20 protein-coding genes and 1 riboswitch are annotated in these 18,434 nt (G+C 59.5%); of the genes, 10 read left to right on the plus strand and 10 right to left on the minus strand.

Annotation, left to right across the window (positions count from 1 at the left end; genetic code table 11):
• Nucleotides 1-35: 35 nt before the first annotated feature.
• The 6 genes from rpsD (at nt 36) to AC13QY_RS15295 (ending at nt 5,388) form a co-directional block, all read left to right on the plus strand.
• Nucleotides 36-653 (plus strand): 30S ribosomal protein S4, encoded by a 618-nt coding sequence (gene rpsD / locus AC13QY_RS15270; protein WP_069613020.1) that lies wholly within the window; start codon nt 36-38, stop codon nt 651-653.
• Between the two features lie 71 nt (nt 654-724).
• On the plus strand, nt 725-1,654 hold the full coding sequence (locus AC13QY_RS15275) for a glutaminase (RefSeq protein ID WP_113355512.1): 930 nt from the start codon (nt 725-727) through the stop codon (nt 1,652-1,654).
• Between the two features lie 60 nt (nt 1,655-1,714).
• A complete protein-coding gene (ttcA, locus tag AC13QY_RS15280) occupies nt 1,715-2,602 on the plus strand; it encodes a tRNA 2-thiocytidine(32) synthetase TtcA (RefSeq protein WP_113355514.1) in 888 nt (295 codons plus the stop codon).
• Between the two features lie 73 nt (nt 2,603-2,675).
• The gene (locus tag AC13QY_RS15285) at nt 2,676-3,503 is read left to right on the plus strand and encodes an inositol monophosphatase family protein (protein WP_113355516.1); all 828 of its coding nucleotides are present in this window, start codon (nt 2,676-2,678) and stop codon (nt 3,501-3,503) included.
• A gap of 16 nt (nt 3,504-3,519) precedes the next feature.
• Nucleotides 3,520-4,344 (plus strand): inositol monophosphatase family protein, encoded by an 825-nt coding sequence (locus tag AC13QY_RS15290; protein ID WP_113332590.1) that lies wholly within the window; start codon nt 3,520-3,522, stop codon nt 4,342-4,344.
• Nucleotides 4,345-4,458: 114 nt separating this feature from the next.
• Nucleotides 4,459-5,388 (plus strand): adenylate/guanylate cyclase domain-containing protein, encoded by a 930-nt coding sequence (locus tag AC13QY_RS15295; RefSeq protein ID WP_113355517.1) that lies wholly within the window; start codon nt 4,459-4,461, stop codon nt 5,386-5,388.
• A 20-nt stretch (nt 5,389-5,408) separates the two neighbouring features.
• Here AC13QY_RS15295 and AC13QY_RS15300 read toward each other — a convergent pair whose 3' ends face one another.
• The 3 genes from AC13QY_RS15300 to grxD all read right to left on the minus strand — a co-directional run bounded on the left by AC13QY_RS15300 (nt 5,409) and on the right by grxD (nt 8,426).
• On the minus strand, nt 5,409-6,704 hold the full coding sequence (locus AC13QY_RS15300; RefSeq protein ID WP_113355602.1) for a multidrug effflux MFS transporter: 1,296 nt from the start codon (nt 6,702-6,704) through the stop codon (nt 5,409-5,411).
• 13 nt (nt 6,705-6,717) lie between these two features.
• Nucleotides 6,718-7,950, minus strand: a complete 1,233-nt coding sequence (locus AC13QY_RS15305; RefSeq protein ID WP_113355518.1) for a multidrug effflux MFS transporter — start codon at nt 7,948-7,950, stop codon at nt 6,718-6,720.
• Between the two features lie 140 nt (nt 7,951-8,090).
• Nucleotides 8,091-8,426 carry a Grx4 family monothiol glutaredoxin gene (gene grxD / locus AC13QY_RS15310; protein ID WP_113332586.1) on the minus strand — a complete coding sequence of 112 codons (336 nt, stop codon included), beginning with the start codon at nt 8,424-8,426 and terminating at the stop codon, nt 8,091-8,093.
• A 386-nt stretch (nt 8,427-8,812) separates the two neighbouring features.
• Here grxD and AC13QY_RS15315 point away from each other — a divergent pair, with 386 nt between their 5' ends.
• The gene (locus AC13QY_RS15315; protein WP_113332585.1) at nt 8,813-9,115 is read left to right on the plus strand and encodes a hypothetical protein; all 303 of its coding nucleotides are present in this window, start codon (nt 8,813-8,815) and stop codon (nt 9,113-9,115) included.
• A 218-nt stretch (nt 9,116-9,333) separates the two neighbouring features.
• Complete coding sequence (locus AC13QY_RS15320; protein ID WP_113355519.1) at nt 9,334-10,533, plus strand: hypothetical protein; 1,200 nt, start codon at nt 9,334-9,336, stop codon at nt 10,531-10,533.
• On the opposite strand, the gene AC13QY_RS15325 is transcribed toward AC13QY_RS15320, so the two are convergent.
• The 4 genes from AC13QY_RS15325 to AC13QY_RS15340 form a co-directional block, all read right to left on the minus strand.
• A complete protein-coding gene (locus tag AC13QY_RS15325; RefSeq protein WP_004108912.1) occupies nt 10,519-10,752 on the minus strand; it encodes a BolA family protein in 234 nt (77 codons plus the stop codon). The two genes, AC13QY_RS15320 and AC13QY_RS15325, sit on opposite strands and share 15 nt — an antisense overlap.
• 14 nt (nt 10,753-10,766) lie before the next feature.
• Nucleotides 10,767-12,998, minus strand: a complete 2,232-nt coding sequence (gene purL, locus AC13QY_RS15330; protein WP_113355520.1) for a phosphoribosylformylglycinamidine synthase subunit PurL — start codon at nt 12,996-12,998, stop codon at nt 10,767-10,769.
• A gap of 170 nt (nt 12,999-13,168) precedes the next feature.
• On the minus strand, nt 13,169-13,675 hold the full coding sequence (locus AC13QY_RS15335) for an acyloxyacyl hydrolase (RefSeq protein ID WP_233788699.1): 507 nt from the start codon (nt 13,673-13,675) through the stop codon (nt 13,169-13,171).
• A gap of 225 nt (nt 13,676-13,900) precedes the next feature.
• Nucleotides 13,901-15,319, minus strand: coding sequence for an aminotransferase-like domain-containing protein (locus tag AC13QY_RS15340; protein WP_113355521.1), 1,419 nt, complete (start codon nt 15,317-15,319; stop codon nt 13,901-13,903).
• 105 nt (nt 15,320-15,424) lie between these two features.
• Here AC13QY_RS15340 and AC13QY_RS15345 point away from each other — a divergent pair, with 105 nt between their 5' ends.
• Nucleotides 15,425-15,670: a DUF1127 domain-containing protein gene (locus tag AC13QY_RS15345; RefSeq protein WP_113355525.1), complete on the plus strand. Its 246-nt coding sequence runs from the start codon at nt 15,425-15,427 to the stop codon at nt 15,668-15,670.
• Nucleotides 15,671-15,756: 86 nt separating this feature from the next.
• A riboswitch (ZMP/ZTP riboswitch) is annotated at nt 15,757-15,837 on the plus strand.
• Nucleotides 15,838-15,858: 21 nt separating this feature from the next.
• Nucleotides 15,859-16,818: a threonine ammonia-lyase gene (locus tag AC13QY_RS15350; protein ID WP_113355606.1), complete on the plus strand. Its 960-nt coding sequence runs from the start codon at nt 15,859-15,861 to the stop codon at nt 16,816-16,818.
• 66 nt (nt 16,819-16,884) lie between these two features.
• On the opposite strand, the gene AC13QY_RS15355 is transcribed toward AC13QY_RS15350, so the two are convergent.
• The 3 genes from AC13QY_RS15355 to purS form a co-directional block, all read right to left on the minus strand.
• Complete coding sequence (locus tag AC13QY_RS15355) at nt 16,885-17,292, minus strand: hypothetical protein (RefSeq protein ID WP_113355527.1); 408 nt, start codon at nt 17,290-17,292, stop codon at nt 16,885-16,887.
• Nucleotides 17,293-17,414: 122 nt separating this feature from the next.
• The gene (purQ, locus tag AC13QY_RS15360) at nt 17,415-18,086 is read right to left on the minus strand and encodes a phosphoribosylformylglycinamidine synthase subunit PurQ (RefSeq protein ID WP_095435003.1); all 672 of its coding nucleotides are present in this window, start codon (nt 18,084-18,086) and stop codon (nt 17,415-17,417) included.
• Nucleotides 18,087-18,189: 103 nt separating this feature from the next.
• Nucleotides 18,190-18,432, minus strand: a complete 243-nt coding sequence (gene purS, locus AC13QY_RS15365) for a phosphoribosylformylglycinamidine synthase subunit PurS (RefSeq protein WP_069613006.1) — start codon at nt 18,430-18,432, stop codon at nt 18,190-18,192.
• Nucleotides 18,433-18,434 lie beyond the last annotated feature (2 nt).

An 18,434-nucleotide genomic window follows, 5' to 3' on the forward strand; every position in this document is an offset into this window, starting at 1 on the left:
GCAACGGGCCGCCATAACACTTGAAAGGAAATGCGATGAGCAAGCGCGAATCGTCCAAGTATAAAATTGACCGCCGTATGGGCGAGAACATCTGGGGCCGTCCGAAGTCCCCGGTAAACCGCCGCGAATACGGCCCGGGCCAGCACGGTCAGCGCCGCAAGGGCAAGCTTTCGGACTTCGGCGTGCAGCTGCGCGCCAAGCAGAAGCTGAAGGGCTACTACGGCGACCTGCGTGAAAAGCAGTTCCGTGCCATCTTCGACGAAGCCAACCGCCGCAAGGGCGATACCTCGGAAAACCTGATCGGTCTGCTCGAGTCGCGCCTCGACGCGATCGTCTACCGCGCCAAGTTCGTTCCGACGGTCTTCGCAGCCCGTCAGTTCGTCAATCATGGCCACGTCACCGTTAACGGCGTTCGCGTCAACATCGGTTCGTACCGCTGCAAGGCTGGCGACGTTATCGAAGTTCGCGAAAAGTCCAAGCAGCTCGTAACCGTTCTCGAATCGGTTGCTCTGGCTGAGCGCGACGTTCCGGACTACATCGAAGTCGATCACAACAAGATGGTTGCGACCTTTGCTCGCGTTCCGGCTCTCGGCGACGTACCGTACGCCGTCGTCATGGAACCGCATCTGGTCGTCGAATTCTATTCGCGTTAATAAGCGGATAACTTTCTTGATGAATGAAAAGCCGCTCGGTTCGAGCGGCTTTTTTGTCTTTGGAGCGCCTCATGACGGATTTGCAGGCCATTCTCGACGGCATTCATGCGGAGCTTTCGCCGCGCATCGGCGAAGGCAAGGTCGCCGATTACATTCCCGAGCTGGCAAAGGTCGACCCGAAGCAGTTCGGGATGGCAATCGCCACCATCGACGGCAAAGTCTACAGCATCGGTGATGCCGGCGTTCCTTTCTCCATCCAGAGTATCTCCAAGGTCTTTATGCTGACCCTGGCGCTGGGCAAGGTCGGCGAGAGCTTGTGGAATCGGGTAGGGCGCGAACCGTCCGGCACGGCTTTCAACTCTATCGTCCAGCTGGAGCGGGAAGAGGGTATTCCCCGCAATCCCTTCGTCAATGCGGGGGCCATCGCCGTCAGCGATGTCGTGCTGGCCGGCCACGAACCGCGCGAGGCCATCGGCGAGCTGCTGCGCTTCGTCCGCTATGTGGCCGACGATGAGACGATCAGCATCGATGACAAGGTCGCGCGTTCGGAAACCCAGACTGGGTATCGCAATTTTGCTCTTGCCAATTTCATGCGGGCCTATGGCAATATCCACCATCCGGTCGAGCATGTGCTCGGCGTGTATTTCCATCAATGCGCGCTGTCGATGAGCTGCCAGCAGCTTGCCAAGGCGGGGCTCTATCTCGCTGCGCGCGGCAGCAATCCGATCACCGGGCATTCCGTCGTTTCGCCGAAGCGGGCGCGGCGTATCAATGCGCTGATGCTGACCTGCGGCCATTATGATGGCTCTGGAGATTTTGCCTATCATGTCGGCCTGCCGGGCAAGAGCGGCGTCGGCGGCGGCATTCTGGCCGTAGCGCCGGGCATTGGCTCGATCGCCGTCTGGTCGCCGGGCCTGAACAAGGTCGGCAATTCACAGCTTGGCGCCGTGGCATTGGAAATGCTGGCGGTGCGCACCGGCTGGTCGGTGTTCGGCGATTGATACGGTGTCTTCTCGTTCCGCTTTCTGCTATCAGCGTGGCGAGCCGCAAGGAATGACGGAATGAATATCGCAACCACGGTGAAAGACGACATCGATATCGAGGCTGAAGATGGCGGCTCTGCCGTTCATCCGATGTTTTTCGAGGCGCCGCGTTCGGTCTCTTTCAACAAGCTTCGCAAGCGCCTGTTGCGGCAGGTGCGCCAGGCTATGGAAGATTTCCAGATGCTGAAGGGCCAGAAGCGCTGGCTGGTTGGCCTTTCCGGCGGCAAGGATTCCTACGGTTTGCTGGCGCTGCTCCTTGATCTGAAATGGCGAGGCTTGCTGCCGGTGGAGCTCATTGCCTGTAATCTCGACCAGGGCCAGCCGAATTTCCCGAAGCATGTGCTGCCGGAATATCTGACGAAGATCGGCGTTGCGCATCGCATTGAATATCGCGACACTTATTCCATCGTGAAGGAGAAGGTGCCGGAGGGGGCAACCTATTGCTCGCTCTGTTCCCGCCTGCGCCGCGGCAATCTTTATCGCATCGCCCGCGAGGAAGGTTGCGATGCGCTGGTGCTTGGCCATCACCGCGAGGATATTCTCGAGACCTTCTTCATGAACTTCTTCCATGGCGGTCGCTTGGCTTCGATGCCGGCAAAGCTGCTCAACGACGAAGGCGACCTCATGCTGCTGCGCCCGCTCGCCTATGCGGCAGAGGACGATCTCGCCAAGTTTGCTGCGGCCATGCAATTTCCGATCATTCCCTGCGATCTCTGCGGCTCGCAGGACGGGCTGCAGCGCAATGCCATGAAGGACATGCTCGCGGATATCGAGCGGCGGATGCCGGGCCGCAAGGACACGATGCTGCGCGCTCTGGCCCATGTGAACCCGTCGCACCTGCTCGATCCCAAGCTGTTCGATTTTGCAGGGTTGATGACGCAGGGCTCTTCGAGCGATCCGGCGTAAATTCGGCGCTTTTGCCACACCGATGTCATCGAATCGGGCATAAGAGGAAGCCCTTTCAAAACAGAGGCTTCCGATGACCTTCTCCGATACGGATTTCGACTATGTGATGACGACCGTTGCCGCAGCGGCGGCAAAGGAGATCATGCCGCGCTTCCGCAATCTAGATGCCGGCGACATATCGGAGAAAACCTCGGCTATCGATCTTGTAACCGAGGCCGACCTTCTGGCCGAACGCCATATTACCACGGCGCTGAAGGCACGGTTTCCAAGCGCTTTGATCGTTGGCGAAGAGGCCTATGAGGCGGATAAGTCCGTCGTGCCGGCGCTGGCGCATGCGGAATTGGCTTTTACAATCGATCCGGTGGATGGCACCTTCAATTTCGCGGCCGGACTGCCGGTCTTCGGAACGATCGTCGCCGTCATTGCCAATGGCGAGACGATCGGCAGCATTATCCACGATCCCGTGCTGGGTGACACCGTGACTGCCATGAAGGGCGGCGGCACTTTCCTGCGCCGGCAAACCGGGGAGGCGAGGCGGCTCACCGTTGCCGCACCTGCCCCTTTGAGTGCTATGACCGGCGCTATATCCTGGGGGCATATGGATGAGCCCGACCGGTCGCGGATCAGCGCCAATCTATCGAAGACCCGCATGGCTTTCTCAGTGAATTGCTCAGCTTACGAATATTGGATGGTGGCGTCTGGCAAGTGGCATTTCATCGGCCATTCCAAATTGATGCCCTGGGATCATCTGGCCGGCGTGCTGGCGCATCAGGAGGCGGGCGGCTATACCGCCAAATTCGATGGTACGCCCTACAGGCCCGGCGAAACGATCGGCGGCATCATTTCTGCGCCTGACGAGGAAAGCTGGCGGATGATCCGCCGCGAGATCATCGGCGCCTGACGCGAAAGGAAAAAGCATGACATCGCTCGTTGACGTTACCACGCTCGCTCATGTGCTGCGCCGCGCGGCGCAGACGGAGATACTGCCGCGCTTTCGCAGGCTCGGCAGCGATGATGTCCGCGCCAAGAGCGAGGCGACGGATCTGGTGACGGAAGCCGACGAACGGGCTGAGCGCATGATCAAGGCAGAAGTTGCCCGGCTCTGGCCCGAAGCTTTGTTCATCGGCGAGGAATCGGTTGCGGCCGACCCGTCGCTACTGAAGAAGCTGCAGGATGCCGATCTCGCAATCATTGTCGATCCCGTCGATGGCACGTTCAATTTTGCCGCCGGCATTCCGGCTTTCGGCGTCATGGCCTCGGTCGTGTCGAAGGGCGAGACCGTTGCCGGTATCATCTTCGATCCGATGGGTGATGACTGGGTGCTTGCGGAGCGCGGCAGCGGCGCATGGCTACGCCGTCCGGATGGCGAGACGCTGCGTCTCAACGTTGCTCCTTCCGTCCCGCTGGAAGAGCTGGTCGGCATGGCGGCTACCGGCTTCCTGCCGAAGGAAAAGCGCGCCGAAATCATGGGCAATCTTGCCAAGGTGCGCTACACGACCTGCTATCGCTGTGCTGCGCATGAGTACCGCACGCTCGCTGGCGGCTATGTGCACTATCTCATGTACAACAAGCTGATGCCTTGGGATCATCTGGCGGGATCGCTGATCTCGGCCGAATCCGGCGCATATGTCCGCCGTTTCGACGGCTCGCCCTATCTGCCGCATCATCTCGATGGCGGGCTGCTGGTCGCGGCGGACAAGGATACCTGGGAGCTGCTCCGGCGCGAGGTCTTCACTCTTTAAGGTGAGCCACGCGCGAGGATAGTCCGCGAGGCCCTTGGAAAGTCACTGCGGCGGGGCTATCTTTGCTTCAACAGGCAAGAGCCTTGGTCGGCGCTTGCCGCGGGGATGAGACAGATGTCCGAGACGAGCCGCAAGCTGACCACCATTTTCTGCGCCGACGTGCAGGATTATACGCGCCTTATGGGGAAGGACGAGGAGGGGACGTTATCTACTCTTCGTCGTTACCGCGATGCGATGAAACGGCTGATCGAAGCGCATGGCGGCCGGGTCATCAATACCTGGGGCGATGGCGTCTTTGCCGAGTTTCCAAGTGTTGTCGAAGCCGTGCGCGCTGCAATCGATACGCAAAACGAACTTGCCGGTTACAATGCCGTGGCCGACCCCGACAAGCAGATGCTGTTCCGCATCGGGCTCAACCTCGGCGATGTGATCGCCGATGGCGATGACCTTTACGGCGACGGCGTCAATATTGCCGCCCGGCTGCAGTCGCGCGCCGCTCCGGGTGGAATTGTCATTTCCAACACGGTTTACGATCAGGTTCGCAACAAGGTGGCGGTCGGTTTCGATTTTCTCGGGCAGCTCGAGGTCAAGAACATCGAAGGCGGCGTACCGAGCTATGCTGTGAGGATCGGCGGCGTGCAGGTCGTAGATACCACGCCGGATTATCGTTCCGCCCCGGAGCCCACTCCCGCGCGGGCGCCCGAGCCGGCGATGCGGGAACCCTTGCTGCAAGACTGGCGGCGGAGTTATGGTGGCGTCGTCATCATCTGCGTCGCTCTCGCCATCATCAATGGGCTGACCTGGCAGGGCGAATTCTGGGCGAAATGGCCCATACTCGCGATTCTATGGGGTGCGGCGTTCCGCTACGTCCGCAGCAACAGACAGATCGATATGGCGATTGCCAGCCTTGTGATTACTGGCGTCGGGATCGTTGCCATCAACCTTTTCACCTGGCATGGAACACCTTGGGCGATGTGGCCGCTTTTCGGGCTTGCGATCGCCGCTGCGTTGCGCTGGGTCAGTCGGCCGCGCAGCGGCGCCTAGGGAAGGGAGGCACGTCGCGCTCAAACGTGCCCCATGCCCGGTTCCAGCGCCGGCGCATCGCCGGGATGGGTGAAGAGCTTGCCGCGTTCCGCCCATAGCGTCGCGACGATCGACAGCGCGCCAAACACCGTGAAGCCGGCAAGCAGCGGCTGTGCCGTGCCGTCGAACATCTGGCCGACGATGCCGCCGAGCAGGACGCCGACCGTCGTGGAGATCGAGCTGGTGATGGCGGCTGCCGTACCCGCCAGGTGTCCCATCGGCTCGAGGCTTATCGCCATGCAATTGGTGGTGATCACTGCAAACATCATCAGCATCACCGAGATCAGTACATAGATGAAGGTGAAGCTCGGCTGGCCGAACATGCCGACGATGTAGCCGATGGCGCCTAAAACGGTGAAAAGGATCATGGCAGCGTGGGAAATACGGCGCATGCCGAAGCTGCGGACGAAATAGCCATTAGCGAACTGTGCGACGGCGGTGCCGGCTGCCGTTGCCGCAAAGGCGATCGGAAACGTGTCTCCAAGCCCGTAAACTTCGCCGAAGACCTGCTGCACCGAAACGACGTAGGCGCATATGATGCCGGTGTAGAGCGTCAGGCCGATCATGTAGCCGCAGGTGATGCGGTTGGTCAGCACTGTCTTGAAACCGGACAGTACGGAGGTGACCGAGAGCGGCAGGCGCTCTTCAGCGGGCAGCGTCTCCTTCATGCGGAAGAAGGCAACCAAGAAAAGGCCGGCGCTGACGATGCCGAGCAGAATGAAAATCCACTGCCAGTTGGAATAGGCGACGATCATCTGGCCGACGAAGGGCGCAACCATCGGCATAATCATGAAGACGATCATGATATAGGACATCACGCGGGCCATTTCGCGACCGCCGAAGCAATCGCGGACGATGGCAAGCGTGGTGATGCGCACGGCCGCGGCGCCGACGCCCTGCGCAAAACGCATTGCCAGCAAGGCAAACAGGCTGCCACTCCAGGCTGCGGCAAATAGGGTCACCGTATAGAAGGCCAGACCGCCGAGCAGGATGTACCGTCGGCCATAGGTGTCCGACAAGCTGCCGAAGAAAAGCTGACAGATGCCGAAACCGAGGAAATAGACGCCGATAACGAGCTGGGTGTCATTCGGATTGGCGACATGAAGCGACTGGCCGATATTCGGCAGTGCCGGCAGCATGCTGTCGATGCCCATCGAAATGCTCGCCGTCATCAGGGCGATCGTGAGGATGAATTCCACGATGCCGAGGCCGATGCGGCTGGAGCCGGACTGTGCAGGCTGCTGGGCCGGCTGCTGGGATTGAGGCGGGGTTGTCATTCGAATATGCCTGTCAATGTAAAGCGAGAGACTGGTCGGCCGGAGGCGGCGCATTGTGCGGGCGGAACAGCTTTCCCTTTTCGGCAATCAGCACGAAGACGACGCCGATGAGAGAAACGGTGAAATAGCCGATGACCATCGGTGTCGCCGTGCCGTTATAGAACTGCCCGATGCAGGCGCCGATCGATGCGCCGCCGACCGTGCTCATAAAGCCGAGAACGGAGGATGCCGTGCCGGCGACGTGGCCGAGGGGTTCCATCGCCAGAGAGTTGAAGTTGGAACCGATCCAGCCGAATTGGAACATGGCCAGTGCGAAAAAGACCATGAACAGAGGGAACGGCATCGGTGATGGCCCGTAAAGCTGCACCAGCAGCCAACAGAAGGTGATGGCGACAAAGCCGAGCAAGGCCGTGTGCGACAGCCGGCGCATGCCAAACCGACCGACGAATTGGGAGTTGACGAAAGACGACAGAGCCATGAACGCCGCCACGCCGCCGAATGCCAGCGGCGTATAGATGCCAAGGCCGTAGATGTTGTTGTAGATCTGCTGGGCGGAATTGATGAAGCCGAACAGCGCGCCGAACAGGAACGTGCTCGCCAAGGTGTAACAGAGTGCTACCCGGTCCGTCAGAACGATCTTGAAGCCGGCGGCAACCGATCTGATGGTCAGGGGGCGGATATTTTCAGGCTTAAGCGTCTCCGGAAGCCGGAAATACATCCAGAGACCGACGAGGGTTGCCATGGCGCCGATGAAGACGAAGATCATATGCCAGGTGCTGACCAGCAGGATGATCTGGCCGCTTCCCGGCGCGATGACCGGAACGATCATGAAAACCATCATGATGAGCGACATCACTTCGGCCATCAGGCGGCCGCCGAAGACGTCGCGGACGATGGAGACGGTGATGACGCGGGTGGCCGCCGAGCCGAGGCCCTGAATGAAGCGGAGTGCCAGCAGGCCGGCGAAAGACGGGATGAGGGCGATGCCGAACGCCGAAATCACGTAGATGGTGATGCCGATCAAGAGTGGCATGCGGCGGCCGAAGCGATCCGACAAGGGGCCATAGATAAGCTGGGCCGAGCCGAAGCCGATCAGATAGGCTGTTACCACATATTGCCGATGGTTTTCATTCATCACGCCGAGGCTGGAACCGATCTGCTGCAGCGCGGGAAGCATGATGTCGATTGCGAGTGAGTTAATCGCCATCAGGAAGGCCGCGAGTGCGATGAACTCACGTTTGCCCATGGGCAGTTGCCCATGGGACATGGCCTGGGATGAAGTCGTCACGGTTTTATTCCCATAAACATGTCAAGGGCGCCGCCCGGCGGCAGCGCCTTATCGATCAAATTGAACTATGGAAACCGGACGGGGAGCCCGGTGCCCGGTCAGGCGGCGCCGCGAACGCTGATGCCGTGTTCCTGAAGGTGGTGCTGCAATTCGCCCGCCTGGAACATTTCGCGCACGATGTCACAACCGCCGATGAATTCGCCCTTTACGTAAAGCTGCGGAATGGTTGGCCAGTTGGAATAGTCCTTGATGCCCTGACGGATTTCAGCGTCGGCTAGGACATTGATGCCCTTATAATCGACGCCGATATAGTCGAGAATCTGGACCACCTGGCCGGAGAAACCACACTGCGGGAACTGGGGGGTGCCTTTCATGAAGAGAACGACGTCGTTGTTCTTAACTTCGTTGGCGATGAATTCCTGAATGCCGCTCATTGTCCAGTTCCTTTCACATGCGGGGTCAAGGTCCGCAGCGTTACATCTGTCCCTTAAATAGCAAGCGTCCGGCTTGATTTCCAGCGGCAAAACGTAGGTGCCGTCTTTTTCATCGCATGAATAGATTTCCGGCATCAGTCGTTAACAGGAACGTTCAAAAGGTGTCGATTGACTGCCTTTTCTGAACAGTGCGTTTTGAAATCACCCCTTCAACTCCAGCCCTGAACAACACACATGAATTTGAAATCAAGGGACGATGAATATTAGTATGCTACCTAATTTACAAACCATCGGTATGTTTGTTAGAGTTTACCGATTGATGCGATTTGGCGCGTATCGGTCCCTGTCGGCATTGCATTCGCATATTTCTTGAGGGAGCGGACTCCATGAGCCACCATCACTATTCCGAAGGGCAGGTTGGTGAAGAGCGGGAATTTTATAGCTCTGAAGATACGAGCGAAGGCGAGCGGGAATATTACGAGCATGTGCGCACACCACGAGCATCGATTCTGAACAGTACCGTGACCGTCAGTGCCATCGTGCTCATTCTGAGCATCGCTTTCGGTTACCGGGCCTCGACCGCACCGACGCCGCAATCGACCACGCCGCCGGTCGCCGAGAAAGTAATAACTGCGCCGTCGCTGGACTCCTGTGCCGATATCTCTCCATATCCGCGCCGGGAATGCTGATATGCCGGAATTCGGATTTTACCCTCGGCATGGCGAAAAAGCCGGCTGAGGACGATGTGCATCCGTCATGCGGGCTGACGCGATTATAAGCGTTTGCCCCTATCTTTTTGTTTTTGGACGATTTGTTGCGGTCTGCCATGAAAAAGCCAGCAGGCCATGGTCTTGGCTGATTTTCAGATTTCATCAGTGCTACTGGCGCCCCGGGGACAGACTACAATATGAATTCTATCAAGAAGAGGGTGGTTCTCCACTTCCCTGGCTTCGAGCCGCTGAATGCTGCCGCACATCGGGCTCGTTATGAGCGTTCCGCCCGGCAGAGCGCCGCCACCTGGGATTTTTCCGCCTCGGTGGGAGAATTGAAGAATTTTGGCAGGGCACCGTATTTTGATGTCACGGCGACGGCTGCGGATTGGCATACCCAAAGCCGCATTCATATCGTCGATCATAACGATCTGGTTGCCGTCCTGAACGGCAGGCCGTTCTTTACGCGGCTCATCCAGGGCTATCTCGCTGCCGCAAGGGTTGCCATTTCGGGCGGCATGGCCGGCTATTTCCGTCATGCATGGCGCTTCGGCCTGTTCTTCATCTTTCCCTTTCTGCTGATGCTCGCAGGCCTTGTTCTCAGCCTGTCGATTGCGTTTACGCCAATCCTGTTCGGACTGCCGGCCTGGAGCCATATCGGCAGTATCGCGCTCGCGGTCGCCTTCTTCGTCTATGTCTTCCTGCCGCAGGCCGAGAAGTTGCATACTCTGCATCTTTTCTCCGACTGGGAAATGGCAGTCGCGATGGCGGGGCTGAACGGAATAGGCGCAGAACAATGGCTGGAAGCGAGCGCCGTCAGCGTCCGGCAAGCCTTGGATGAGCCCGACGTCGAAGAATTCGTCATCTCCTCGCATAGTATGGGCTCGTCCGTGGCAGCTCACGTGGTCGGCCTGTTGCTTGAGCGCGAGCCGGAGCTGCTGCTGGGCAAGCGCGTGGTATTTACGACGCTTGGCAGTGCCATCCTGCAATGCGCCCTCATGCGGCCGGCAAAGGTGCTGCGCTCACGCGTGGGATTGATCGCACGCTGCAAGGACATCTTCTGGCTCGACGTTCACTGTCTGACCGATGCGATCCATTTTTATAAGACAAAGGTTGCCGCCGTTTGCGGGCACGAGGATGCCCGGCAGGCTTCGATCCTGTTCATACGTTTCAAGCAGATGCTGTCGGAGACGCATTACAAGAAGATTAAGCGCGATTTCCTGCGGGTTCACCGGCAATATGTGCTCGGCCCCGATGTGAAGGCGTTTTTCGATTTCACGCTGATAACGGCCGGTCCGCTGCCGGCCTCGGATTTCGCTGAATTCTCACCGAAGAGATTGCCGGAGCTGAGCTTCAACTCCGGCGAAGAGGCGCAGGCGCTCTCAGTCGGGCGCTGACGTCTGCAGCGCAAGGGCGTGCAGCACGCCGCCCATATTGCCTTTCAGGGCATCATAGACCATCTGGTGCTGCTGCACGCGGCTCTTGCCGCGGAAGGCTTCCGCGACAACTTCCGCAGCATAGTGATCGCCATCCCCGGCCAGGTCGCGAATCGTCACCTTGGCGCCGGGAATGCCGGCCTTGATCATGTCTTCGATATCGCCGGGGTTCATGGGCATGAGTGGTACCTCGATTATTCAGCAGCGGCGAGCGCGCCGCCATCCATGAAGGCAGGAAACCACGATTCATGCGCCTCGCGCAACTGTTCAACCGGAAGCGTTAACAGCCCGTCGACGACGAGTGCGTCACCGCCAACGGTACCGAGGCGGCGGAAAGGCACGCCGGCGCTTTCGGCATTGATGCAGACGAAGTCGGCGACATCGGCCGGAACAGCGATGACATAGCGAGCCTGATCCTCGCCGAACAGGGCTGCATGCGGCAATGTCTTGCATTCGCCGAGATCGATCCGCAGGCCCTTGCCTGAAGCCATCGCCATTTCCGCCAGAGCGAGCGCCAGACCACCGGAGGAGATGTCGTGGCAGGCGGTGACCTGACCGTTGCGGATGGCGGAGCGCACAAAATCGCCGTTGCGGCGTTCGGCGAAGAGATCGACTTCCGGAGCAGGGCCATCCGTCGAGCCGATGATATCGCGAAGATAGATCGAAGAGCCGAGATGGCTGCCGTCGAGGCCGATCATCAACACGCGGTCGCCTTCGGAGGCTGAGCCGATGCGGGCCATCGCTTTCCAGTCCGGAAGGAGACCGACGCCGGCGATGGTCGGGGTCGGCAGGATCGCGACGCCATTGGTTTCGTTGTAGAGCGAGACATTGCCGGAGACGATCGGGAAATCCAGCGCGCGGCAGGCTTCGCCGATGCCTTTGATGGCGCCGACGAACTGGCCCATGATCTCAGGCTTTTCCGGATTGCCGAAGTTCAGGTTGTCGGTCGCAGCCAGCGGCTCGGCGCCGGTTGCCGTAATGTTGCGCCAGCATTCGGCGACGGCCTGCTTGCCGCCTTCGAACGGATCGGCTTCGACATAACGCGGTGTGACGTCGGACGAGAAAGCGAGAGCCTTGGTCGGATGGCCTTCGACGCGGACGACGCCGGCGTCGCCGCCGGGAAGCTGCAGAGAGTTACCCTGGATCAGCGTATCGTACTGCTCGTAGACCCAGCGGCGGCTGGACTGGTTGGCGGAGCCAACGAGTTTCAGCAGAGCCTGCGCGTAGTCTTCCGGCGCGGCAACGAGATCGGCCAGCAGGGCGGCGCGCTTGTCTGACTCGCGCCACGGCCGATCATATTCCGGGGCCTGGTCGCCGAGATCCTTGATCGGCAGGTTGGCGACTTCTTCGCCCTGATGGATGACCCGGAAGCGCAGGTCGTCCGTCGTCTTGCCGACGATCGCGAAATCCAGGCCCCACTTGACGAAGATCGCCTTGGCGATGGCTTCCTTTTCCGGCTGCAGCACCATGAGCATGCGCTCCTGGCTTTCCGACAGCATCATTTCATAGGCCGTCATCCGCTCTTCGCGCACCGGCACCTTGTCGAGATCGAGCTCGATGCCGAGGTCGCCCTTGGCGCCCATTTCGACGGCGGAGCAGGTGAGACCGGCGGCACCCATGTCCTGGATGGCGATGACGGCGCCCGTCTGCATCAGTTCCAGGCAGGCTTCCAGCAGGCACTTTTCGGTGAAGGGATCGCCGACCTGAACGGTCGGGCGCTTTTCCTCGATCGATTCGTCGAATTCAGCCGACGCCATGGTCGCGCCGCCGACGCCATCGCGACCGGTCTTGGCGCCGAGATAGACGACCGGCAGGCCGACGCCCTTGGCTTCCGACAGGAAGATGGCATTCGACTTGGCGAGGCCGGCCGCGAAGGCGTTGACCAGGATATTGCCGTTATAGCGCGCATCGAACTCGACTTCGCCCCCGACGGTCGGAACGCCGAAGGAATTACCGTAGCCGCCAACGCCGGCAACGACGCCGGAGACGAGGTGGCGGGTCTTCGGGTGATCCGGCTCGCCGAAACGCAGGGCGTTCATGGCAGCGATCGGGCGGGCGCCCATGGTGAAGACGTCGCGCAGAATGCCGCCGACGCCGGTCGCAGCACCCTGATAGGGTTCGATATAGGAGGGGTGGTTGTGGCTCTCCATCTTGAAGACGACGCAATCGCCATCATCGATGTCGACCACGCCGGCATTCTCGCCCGGGCCCTGAATGACGCGCGGTCCCTTGGTCGGCAGAGTGCGGAGCCACTTTTTGGAGGATTTGTACGAGCAGTGCTCGTTCCACATGGCGGAGAAGATGCCAAGCTCGGTGAAGGAAGGCTCACGGCCGATCAGATCCAGAATGCGCTGATATTCATCCGGCTTGAGGCCGTGAGCAGCAATCAGTTCGGGGGTGATCTGGATCGAATTGGAAATGGTCATGGGCGCTCGAGTGTCCTTGCCTGTAAAGGATTTGAAGACCGGTCAGGGATCGGGGTCTCTTTAGCGCAAGTCTCCCTGTCGTGCGACAGGAAAATCACCGGCGTTCACAACACGCCGGCGTAGATGCAACGAAAATCAAGCGCGCGGCCATAGGAGACCGCCTCGCGCGGTCAGAATTTATAGCCAACCATGATGCCGGCGCGCGTCATCCCGCCATTAGGCCCATCGCAAAGATTGGCATGCGAGGAGTGCGCGATCTGCGCCATCACGTTCCAATGGCTGTCGAAATTATAACCGAGGCCGGCATATTCGTGGAAGAGCAGACGGCAGCCGAGCATCGGACCATGCTCTCGCCAGTCGTCCAGGTTACCCGTGTGCACCGTGCCGCCGAAGCCGAGTTCGGTGAAGATGCCGTTGCTGTGAGTCAGCGTCCAGGAAAGGCCACCATAGACCTGCGTCGCGGAACCTGACGTGCCGATCGATGTGCCTACGTGGATACGCGGATGCGTCAGCTGATCCTTCCAATCTGCTGTCGGATTATAGCCGAACGGATTGAAAAGTACCTGGACATCCGGGAAGACACCGCTTTCATGCTCGTTGCCGCTCTGGATGGAGCCGCTCGCGCCGAAACGCAATTCGTCGAAAATCTTGACTGGGGCGGCGGGAGTAGCTGCCACCGCATCTGCAGCGGTTGCGGCCGATTGACCTGCAACAAATACCGAACTGATTACCAGAAAACTCGGAACTAAACGTTTGCTGAAAAAGCTTGCAATAGCCATGCACTCCCCCTGGTGTGGCGGGCGAATCCTCATTTTTCATTGATAGAATGGTAGCGTGCTAAGAGTCGAGACGGCGAAATCGCATTTGCGCAAGATGTACGTCGATAAATTGATAAGGCTTGCTTAAATGTGACTATCGTATCCCGATGAGCCGTTTTCCAACAACCTGCGTAATGTCATAAAGCCGGCCGCAACATCTTCTCGCTGTGGGGGCGACGAAAAGGCGACACGGACCCTGTGGAAAACCCGTTCGATTCGCGCCGCCTTGAACTCGTCTTCGTCATCTATCAACACACCCTCGGTCAGGGCGGCGTTCTTGAAGGTGCCTGACAGCCAGGGTTCGGGCAGCTTCAGCCACAGGAAGGGCAGATGCGGATGCGAATTGAATTCAAAGCCCGCCAATGCCACGCGCGCAAGTTGTTCGCGGGCCTTGATTTCTTCGACCGCCTTGCGACGCAATTCCAATGCGTGACCACCAAGGACGAGCCGCGCGCAGGTTTCGGCCAGGATGAAGGGCAGGCCGCCGGTCGTCATCTTATGGGTGACTTTGATGCGTTGGGCGAAATGCGGCGGGCAGGCGACCCAGCCACCGCGCACGCCAGCGGTCACCGATTTCGAAAGGCTGCTGACGACAAAAGTTCGCTCCGGCGCAATGGTGGCCATAAGCGGGTTCTGGTCGCCGGTCATGCCGCCATAGAGATCGTCCTCGATCAGCCAGACACTATGTCGGCGCGCAATGGCGGCAATCGCGCGGCGTCTTGCCTCGGGCATTGTCACCAGGGTGGGATTATGGGCTGTCGGCATCAGGAAGGCGAGGCGAGGATGCTGCTGCTGACACAGGCGCTCGAAATCCTCAGGGATCATGCCATGCTCGTCCGAATCCACCAGGATCGTGCGGCGTCCGAGCAGGCGTGCGGCGCGGCTGATCTGCGTATAAGTGAGATTCTCGAAGACGATCTTGTCCCCCGGGGAGGTAACGGCCGAAATGACGGCAATGGCGCCGGCATGGGCGCCGAGCGTCGGCACGATTGTCTCGATTGCCGGCTGCCAGCCGTTGCGGGCAAGCCAGATCTGTCCTGCCTCAAACCAGCTCGCCGGGAAATTCCTTGAATAAGAAGAGATCTCGGATTGATGCTCACTGCTGATGTCGGCGAAAAGCTTGCCGATGATCGTGCCCTGACCGATATCGGGAGCGGCGGTCGTATCGAAGCGGATCTTGGCATCCGGCGTGTTCAGGCCGCGCGTGCCGGCAAGCGCCTGCGTGATCGGATCCACGAGTTCGATCTGCTTGCCGTTCGAACGTTCCAGAACATAGGTGCCGCGGCCGACTTCGCCGGCGACCAGACCGCGTTCATGCACAAGGGCATAGGCCCTGCTCACAGTGCCGATGGTCACGCCGATATCATAGGCGAGATTGCGCTGCGGCGGCAGCTTGGTGCCGGGCGGCAAGACGCCATGGGTAATCGCGTGTTCGATGGCGTCGGCGACGCGGATATAGACCGGGCCGGTTCCGCTGGAAATGTCAGGAAGCCAATTTGTCATAATGACAATTTCTTAGATTGTCCCTGTCGTCGAGTCAAGAGTATGAGTCAATTTGCATCGTTTGGCTCGATGCATCGAAATTGTCACCATCATGTGGAAATGAAGATGAGTACAATGGCTACAATCTGTTCGACCGAAGCGGGAGACCCCTGCGCGGCGGGCGTGGGAATTAGAGCGGCGCAGCCAAGGCCGCATATGTTGCGCCGGCTCTGGACGTCCTATTGGGATTGGCTGGAGAAGCGCGAGGGACGGCGGGTTTTAAGAGATCTGACCGATGATCAGTTACACGACATCGGCCTGACGCGTCGCGAGGTGGTAAAGGAAGTCAATAAGTCGTTCTTCTGGGATTGAGTGGGCTGAGCCGCATATCAGGCCAATGTGCCTCTTATCCGGCCCATTTCAAATCCTTGACATCGCCTAGCTTGTGAACGAGTTTGCAGTGGCTGCGCGACTGGCGGATTGTGATGGAGAACCATCGTGGAACGCAGCCCTGAATGCCGACCGCCTGGGCCCTATAAGGAAACGCAATGGGGGCTCATATGCGCTTGGATATCGATCGAATCGAAACTGCTGCCACAACCATACACTGGGTCTTTCGGCATACACCGCAATACGTCTGCGAAAGTTTGAGCCGGGCGCTGGGCTGCCGGATTGTCCTCAAGGTCGAAACGATGAATCCTGTGCGCTGCTTCAAGGGGCGTGGCACCGAGATGGTTTTGGCTAGGCTCCAGTCACAAGGCGATACGAAATCGGTCGTCTGCGCTAGCGCGGGCAATCTGGGCCAGGCACTCGCCTATGGCGGCCGACTGAGAAGCTTTGACGTCACGGTAACGGCGTCCGTCGCCGCCAATGCCCTCAAAGTGGAAAAGATGCGGCTATTCGGAGCAAATGTGGTGTTGGTCGAAGGGGAGATCGAAGCCGCGCTCCAAGCAGCCTCCGATCTCGCCGAGGAAACGGGTGCCTTCCTCGTGGAGGACAGCAAGAACCTCGATACTTGTGAAGGTGCCGCGACCATCGGGCTCGAGCTTTCCGAATTTCCTCAAGCGCTGGATGCCGTCTTGGTTTCTCTGGGCGCCGGGGCGATGGCTACCGGTATCGGCTATGTCCTGAAGTGCCGACAGCCAAGTGTGGAGATCATCACAGTCCAGCCCCGAAATGCACCGGCTATGACTCTTTCCTTCAAGGCCAAGCGGATCGTGGACGCGGGCGCCCCGAACACCATCGCCGATGGCGTGGCCGGGCGCTATGTGATCCCGGAAGTTCTCGATGATCTATTGGTCGTCGCCGACGACGCTCTTTTGGTCAGCGAGGACGGCATCAAGGAGGGAATGCGACTCCTATACCTACATTCCGGACTTATCGTGGAGCCCGCTGCCGCCCTGGGCGTTGCCGCCATTCTTGAGGATCCACGGCGTTTCGCCGGCAAGACTGTGGCAACCGTTCTTTGCGGCGGCAATGTCGAACCCAAAGCGTTCGAAGCGTGGATTGGGAAACCCTGAAGGTGAGCTTGTTTCGCGCCGAGCGCTACCCTATTCGCTGGCAACAGAACGACGGCGGCGGAACCGTTATTGGCAGCCCTTCGAGCCTGCAGCCCAACGGTTGACGTCGCCCGTGATGCGGCCGCCGGAGGCGCCTGACATCATCGGACCGAAGGCCTGTAATTGCGCGGGATTGCCTTCCGCTTGCACAACGAGCGATGGCCGACCGGTCGGATGCTTCTTGTCGACCACGAGGATGCGTGGGCGACCGGTGAAGGAGTTGAGCTCCGGAGCGAGCTGATAATTCGCGAAAGCCGGGTCCGAAGACTTGAACCAGCAGGCATTGGCGTTGAGCATGATACGCTCCATCGTCGACAGGGCGCTGTGATCGGTCGCAGTGATGCTCGGCGGACGCGGGCCGCACGACGTGACCAACAGCCCAAGCATCGCGATGGCGGCGGCGGAATAAAGTCCTGTCAGGAGGCGAGGGCGCATCAATCTCTTTCCAATGAGGCGATTAGGTCTGGTCTGCTAAAGTGTACCGGATCGCTTTGCGGCGCCCTGCTGTTCTATGCAAAGACGCCGATTTTATGGTTCCGATAGGGGATCGGTCGTTATCAGGCTGCGACCACGCCAAGCGCGGAGGCGAAGAGGCCGCGGCCATCGCTGCCACCATGGGCCGCCTCGATCAGGTTCTCCGGATGCGGCATCATACCGAGCACATTGCCCTTGGCGTTCATGACGCCGGCAATGTCATTGACGGAGCCGTTGGGGTTCGTGCCTTCGGCGTAGCGGAAGACCACCTGGCCGTTGTCCTCGATCGCCTTCAGCGTCTCAGCATCGGCGAAATAATTGCCGTCGTGATGTGCGACCGGGCTGCGGATGACCTGGCCCTTGGCATAGGCAGCGGTGAAGTCCGTCTCGGCATTGACGACTTCCAGCTTCACTTCGCGGCAGACGAATTTCAGCGAAGCGTTGCGCATCAGCGCGCCCGGCAGCATGCCGGCTTCGAGCAGGATCTGGAAACCATTGCAGACCCCCAAGACCTTGACGCCCTTGTCGGCCTTGTCCTTGATCGCTTGCATGATCGGCATGCGGGCGGCGATCGCGCCGCAGCGCAGATAATCGCCGTAAGAGAAGCCGCCGGGAATGACGATCAGGTCGACATCCGGAATCTCGGTCTCCGTCTGCCAGACCGTTACGGGCGCATGGCCGGAAATCTTGGTCAGCGCGGCGATCATGTCGCGATCGCGATTGAGGCCTGGAAGTTGGACGACTGCTGATTTCATGATGCTGGTCCCGCAATAGGCAAAGGGATAATCGCTGGAAGTGCTTCGTGAGCCATACTCCATTGCCTCAGACAAAGGAAGAATGGCTCGCGAAAGAGGACAATCAGTCGATCGAAATGCTGAAGTTCTCGATGACCGTATTGGCGAGAAGCTTTTCGCACATGGCCTTGAGATCGGCTTCCGCCTTGTTCTTGTCGGTGCCTTCAAGCTCGAGATCGAAGACCTTGCCCTGGCGGACCTGATGGACGCCGTCAAAGCCGAGTGCGCCGAGTGCGCCTTCGATTGCCTTGCCCTGCGGATCGAGAACGCCGTTCTTCAGCGTGACGGTTACACGAGCCTTGATCACGA

The sequence above is a fragment of the Martinezella sp. CNPSo 3795 genome, from assembly GCF_057784475.1.

What these genes read in the sequence shown, in the direction of transcription:
- rpsD (WP_069613020.1), top strand. Translation starts at nt 36, where the DNA reads ATGAGCAAGCGCGAATCGTCCAAGTATAAAATTGACCGCCGTATGGGC.
- AC13QY_RS15275 (WP_113355512.1), top strand. Translation starts at nt 725, where the DNA reads ATGACGGATTTGCAGGCCATTCTCGACGGCATTCATGCGGAGCTTTCG.
- ttcA (WP_113355514.1), top strand. Translation starts at nt 1,715, where the DNA reads ATGAATATCGCAACCACGGTGAAAGACGACATCGATATCGAGGCTGAA.
- AC13QY_RS15285 (WP_113355516.1), top strand. Translation starts at nt 2,676, where the DNA reads ATGACCTTCTCCGATACGGATTTCGACTATGTGATGACGACCGTTGCC.
- AC13QY_RS15290 (WP_113332590.1), top strand. Translation starts at nt 3,520, where the DNA reads ATGACATCGCTCGTTGACGTTACCACGCTCGCTCATGTGCTGCGCCGC.
- AC13QY_RS15295 (WP_113355517.1), top strand. Translation starts at nt 4,459, where the DNA reads ATGTCCGAGACGAGCCGCAAGCTGACCACCATTTTCTGCGCCGACGTG.
- AC13QY_RS15300 (WP_113355602.1), bottom strand. Translation starts at nt 6,704, where the DNA reads ATGACAACCCCGCCTCAATCCCAGCAGCCGGCCCAGCAGCCTGCACAG.
- AC13QY_RS15305 (WP_113355518.1), bottom strand. Translation starts at nt 7,950, where the DNA reads ATGGGCAAACGTGAGTTCATCGCACTCGCGGCCTTCCTGATGGCGATT.
- grxD (WP_113332586.1), bottom strand. Translation starts at nt 8,426, where the DNA reads ATGAGCGGCATTCAGGAATTCATCGCCAACGAAGTTAAGAACAACGAC.
- AC13QY_RS15315 (WP_113332585.1), top strand. Translation starts at nt 8,813, where the DNA reads ATGAGCCACCATCACTATTCCGAAGGGCAGGTTGGTGAAGAGCGGGAA.
- AC13QY_RS15320 (WP_113355519.1), top strand. Translation starts at nt 9,334, where the DNA reads ATGAATTCTATCAAGAAGAGGGTGGTTCTCCACTTCCCTGGCTTCGAG.
- AC13QY_RS15325 (WP_004108912.1), bottom strand. Translation starts at nt 10,752, where the DNA reads ATGCCCATGAACCCCGGCGATATCGAAGACATGATCAAGGCCGGCATT.
- purL (WP_113355520.1), bottom strand. Translation starts at nt 12,998, where the DNA reads ATGACCATTTCCAATTCGATCCAGATCACCCCCGAACTGATTGCTGCT.
- AC13QY_RS15340 (WP_113355521.1), bottom strand. Translation starts at nt 15,319, where the DNA reads ATGACAAATTGGCTTCCTGACATTTCCAGCGGAACCGGCCCGGTCTAT.
- AC13QY_RS15345 (WP_113355525.1), top strand. Translation starts at nt 15,425, where the DNA reads ATGAGTACAATGGCTACAATCTGTTCGACCGAAGCGGGAGACCCCTGC.
- AC13QY_RS15350 (WP_113355606.1), top strand. Translation starts at nt 15,859, where the DNA reads ATGCGCTTGGATATCGATCGAATCGAAACTGCTGCCACAACCATACAC.
- AC13QY_RS15355 (WP_113355527.1), bottom strand. Translation starts at nt 17,292, where the DNA reads ATGCGCCCTCGCCTCCTGACAGGACTTTATTCCGCCGCCGCCATCGCG.
- purQ (WP_095435003.1), bottom strand. Translation starts at nt 18,086, where the DNA reads ATGAAATCAGCAGTCGTCCAACTTCCAGGCCTCAATCGCGATCGCGAC.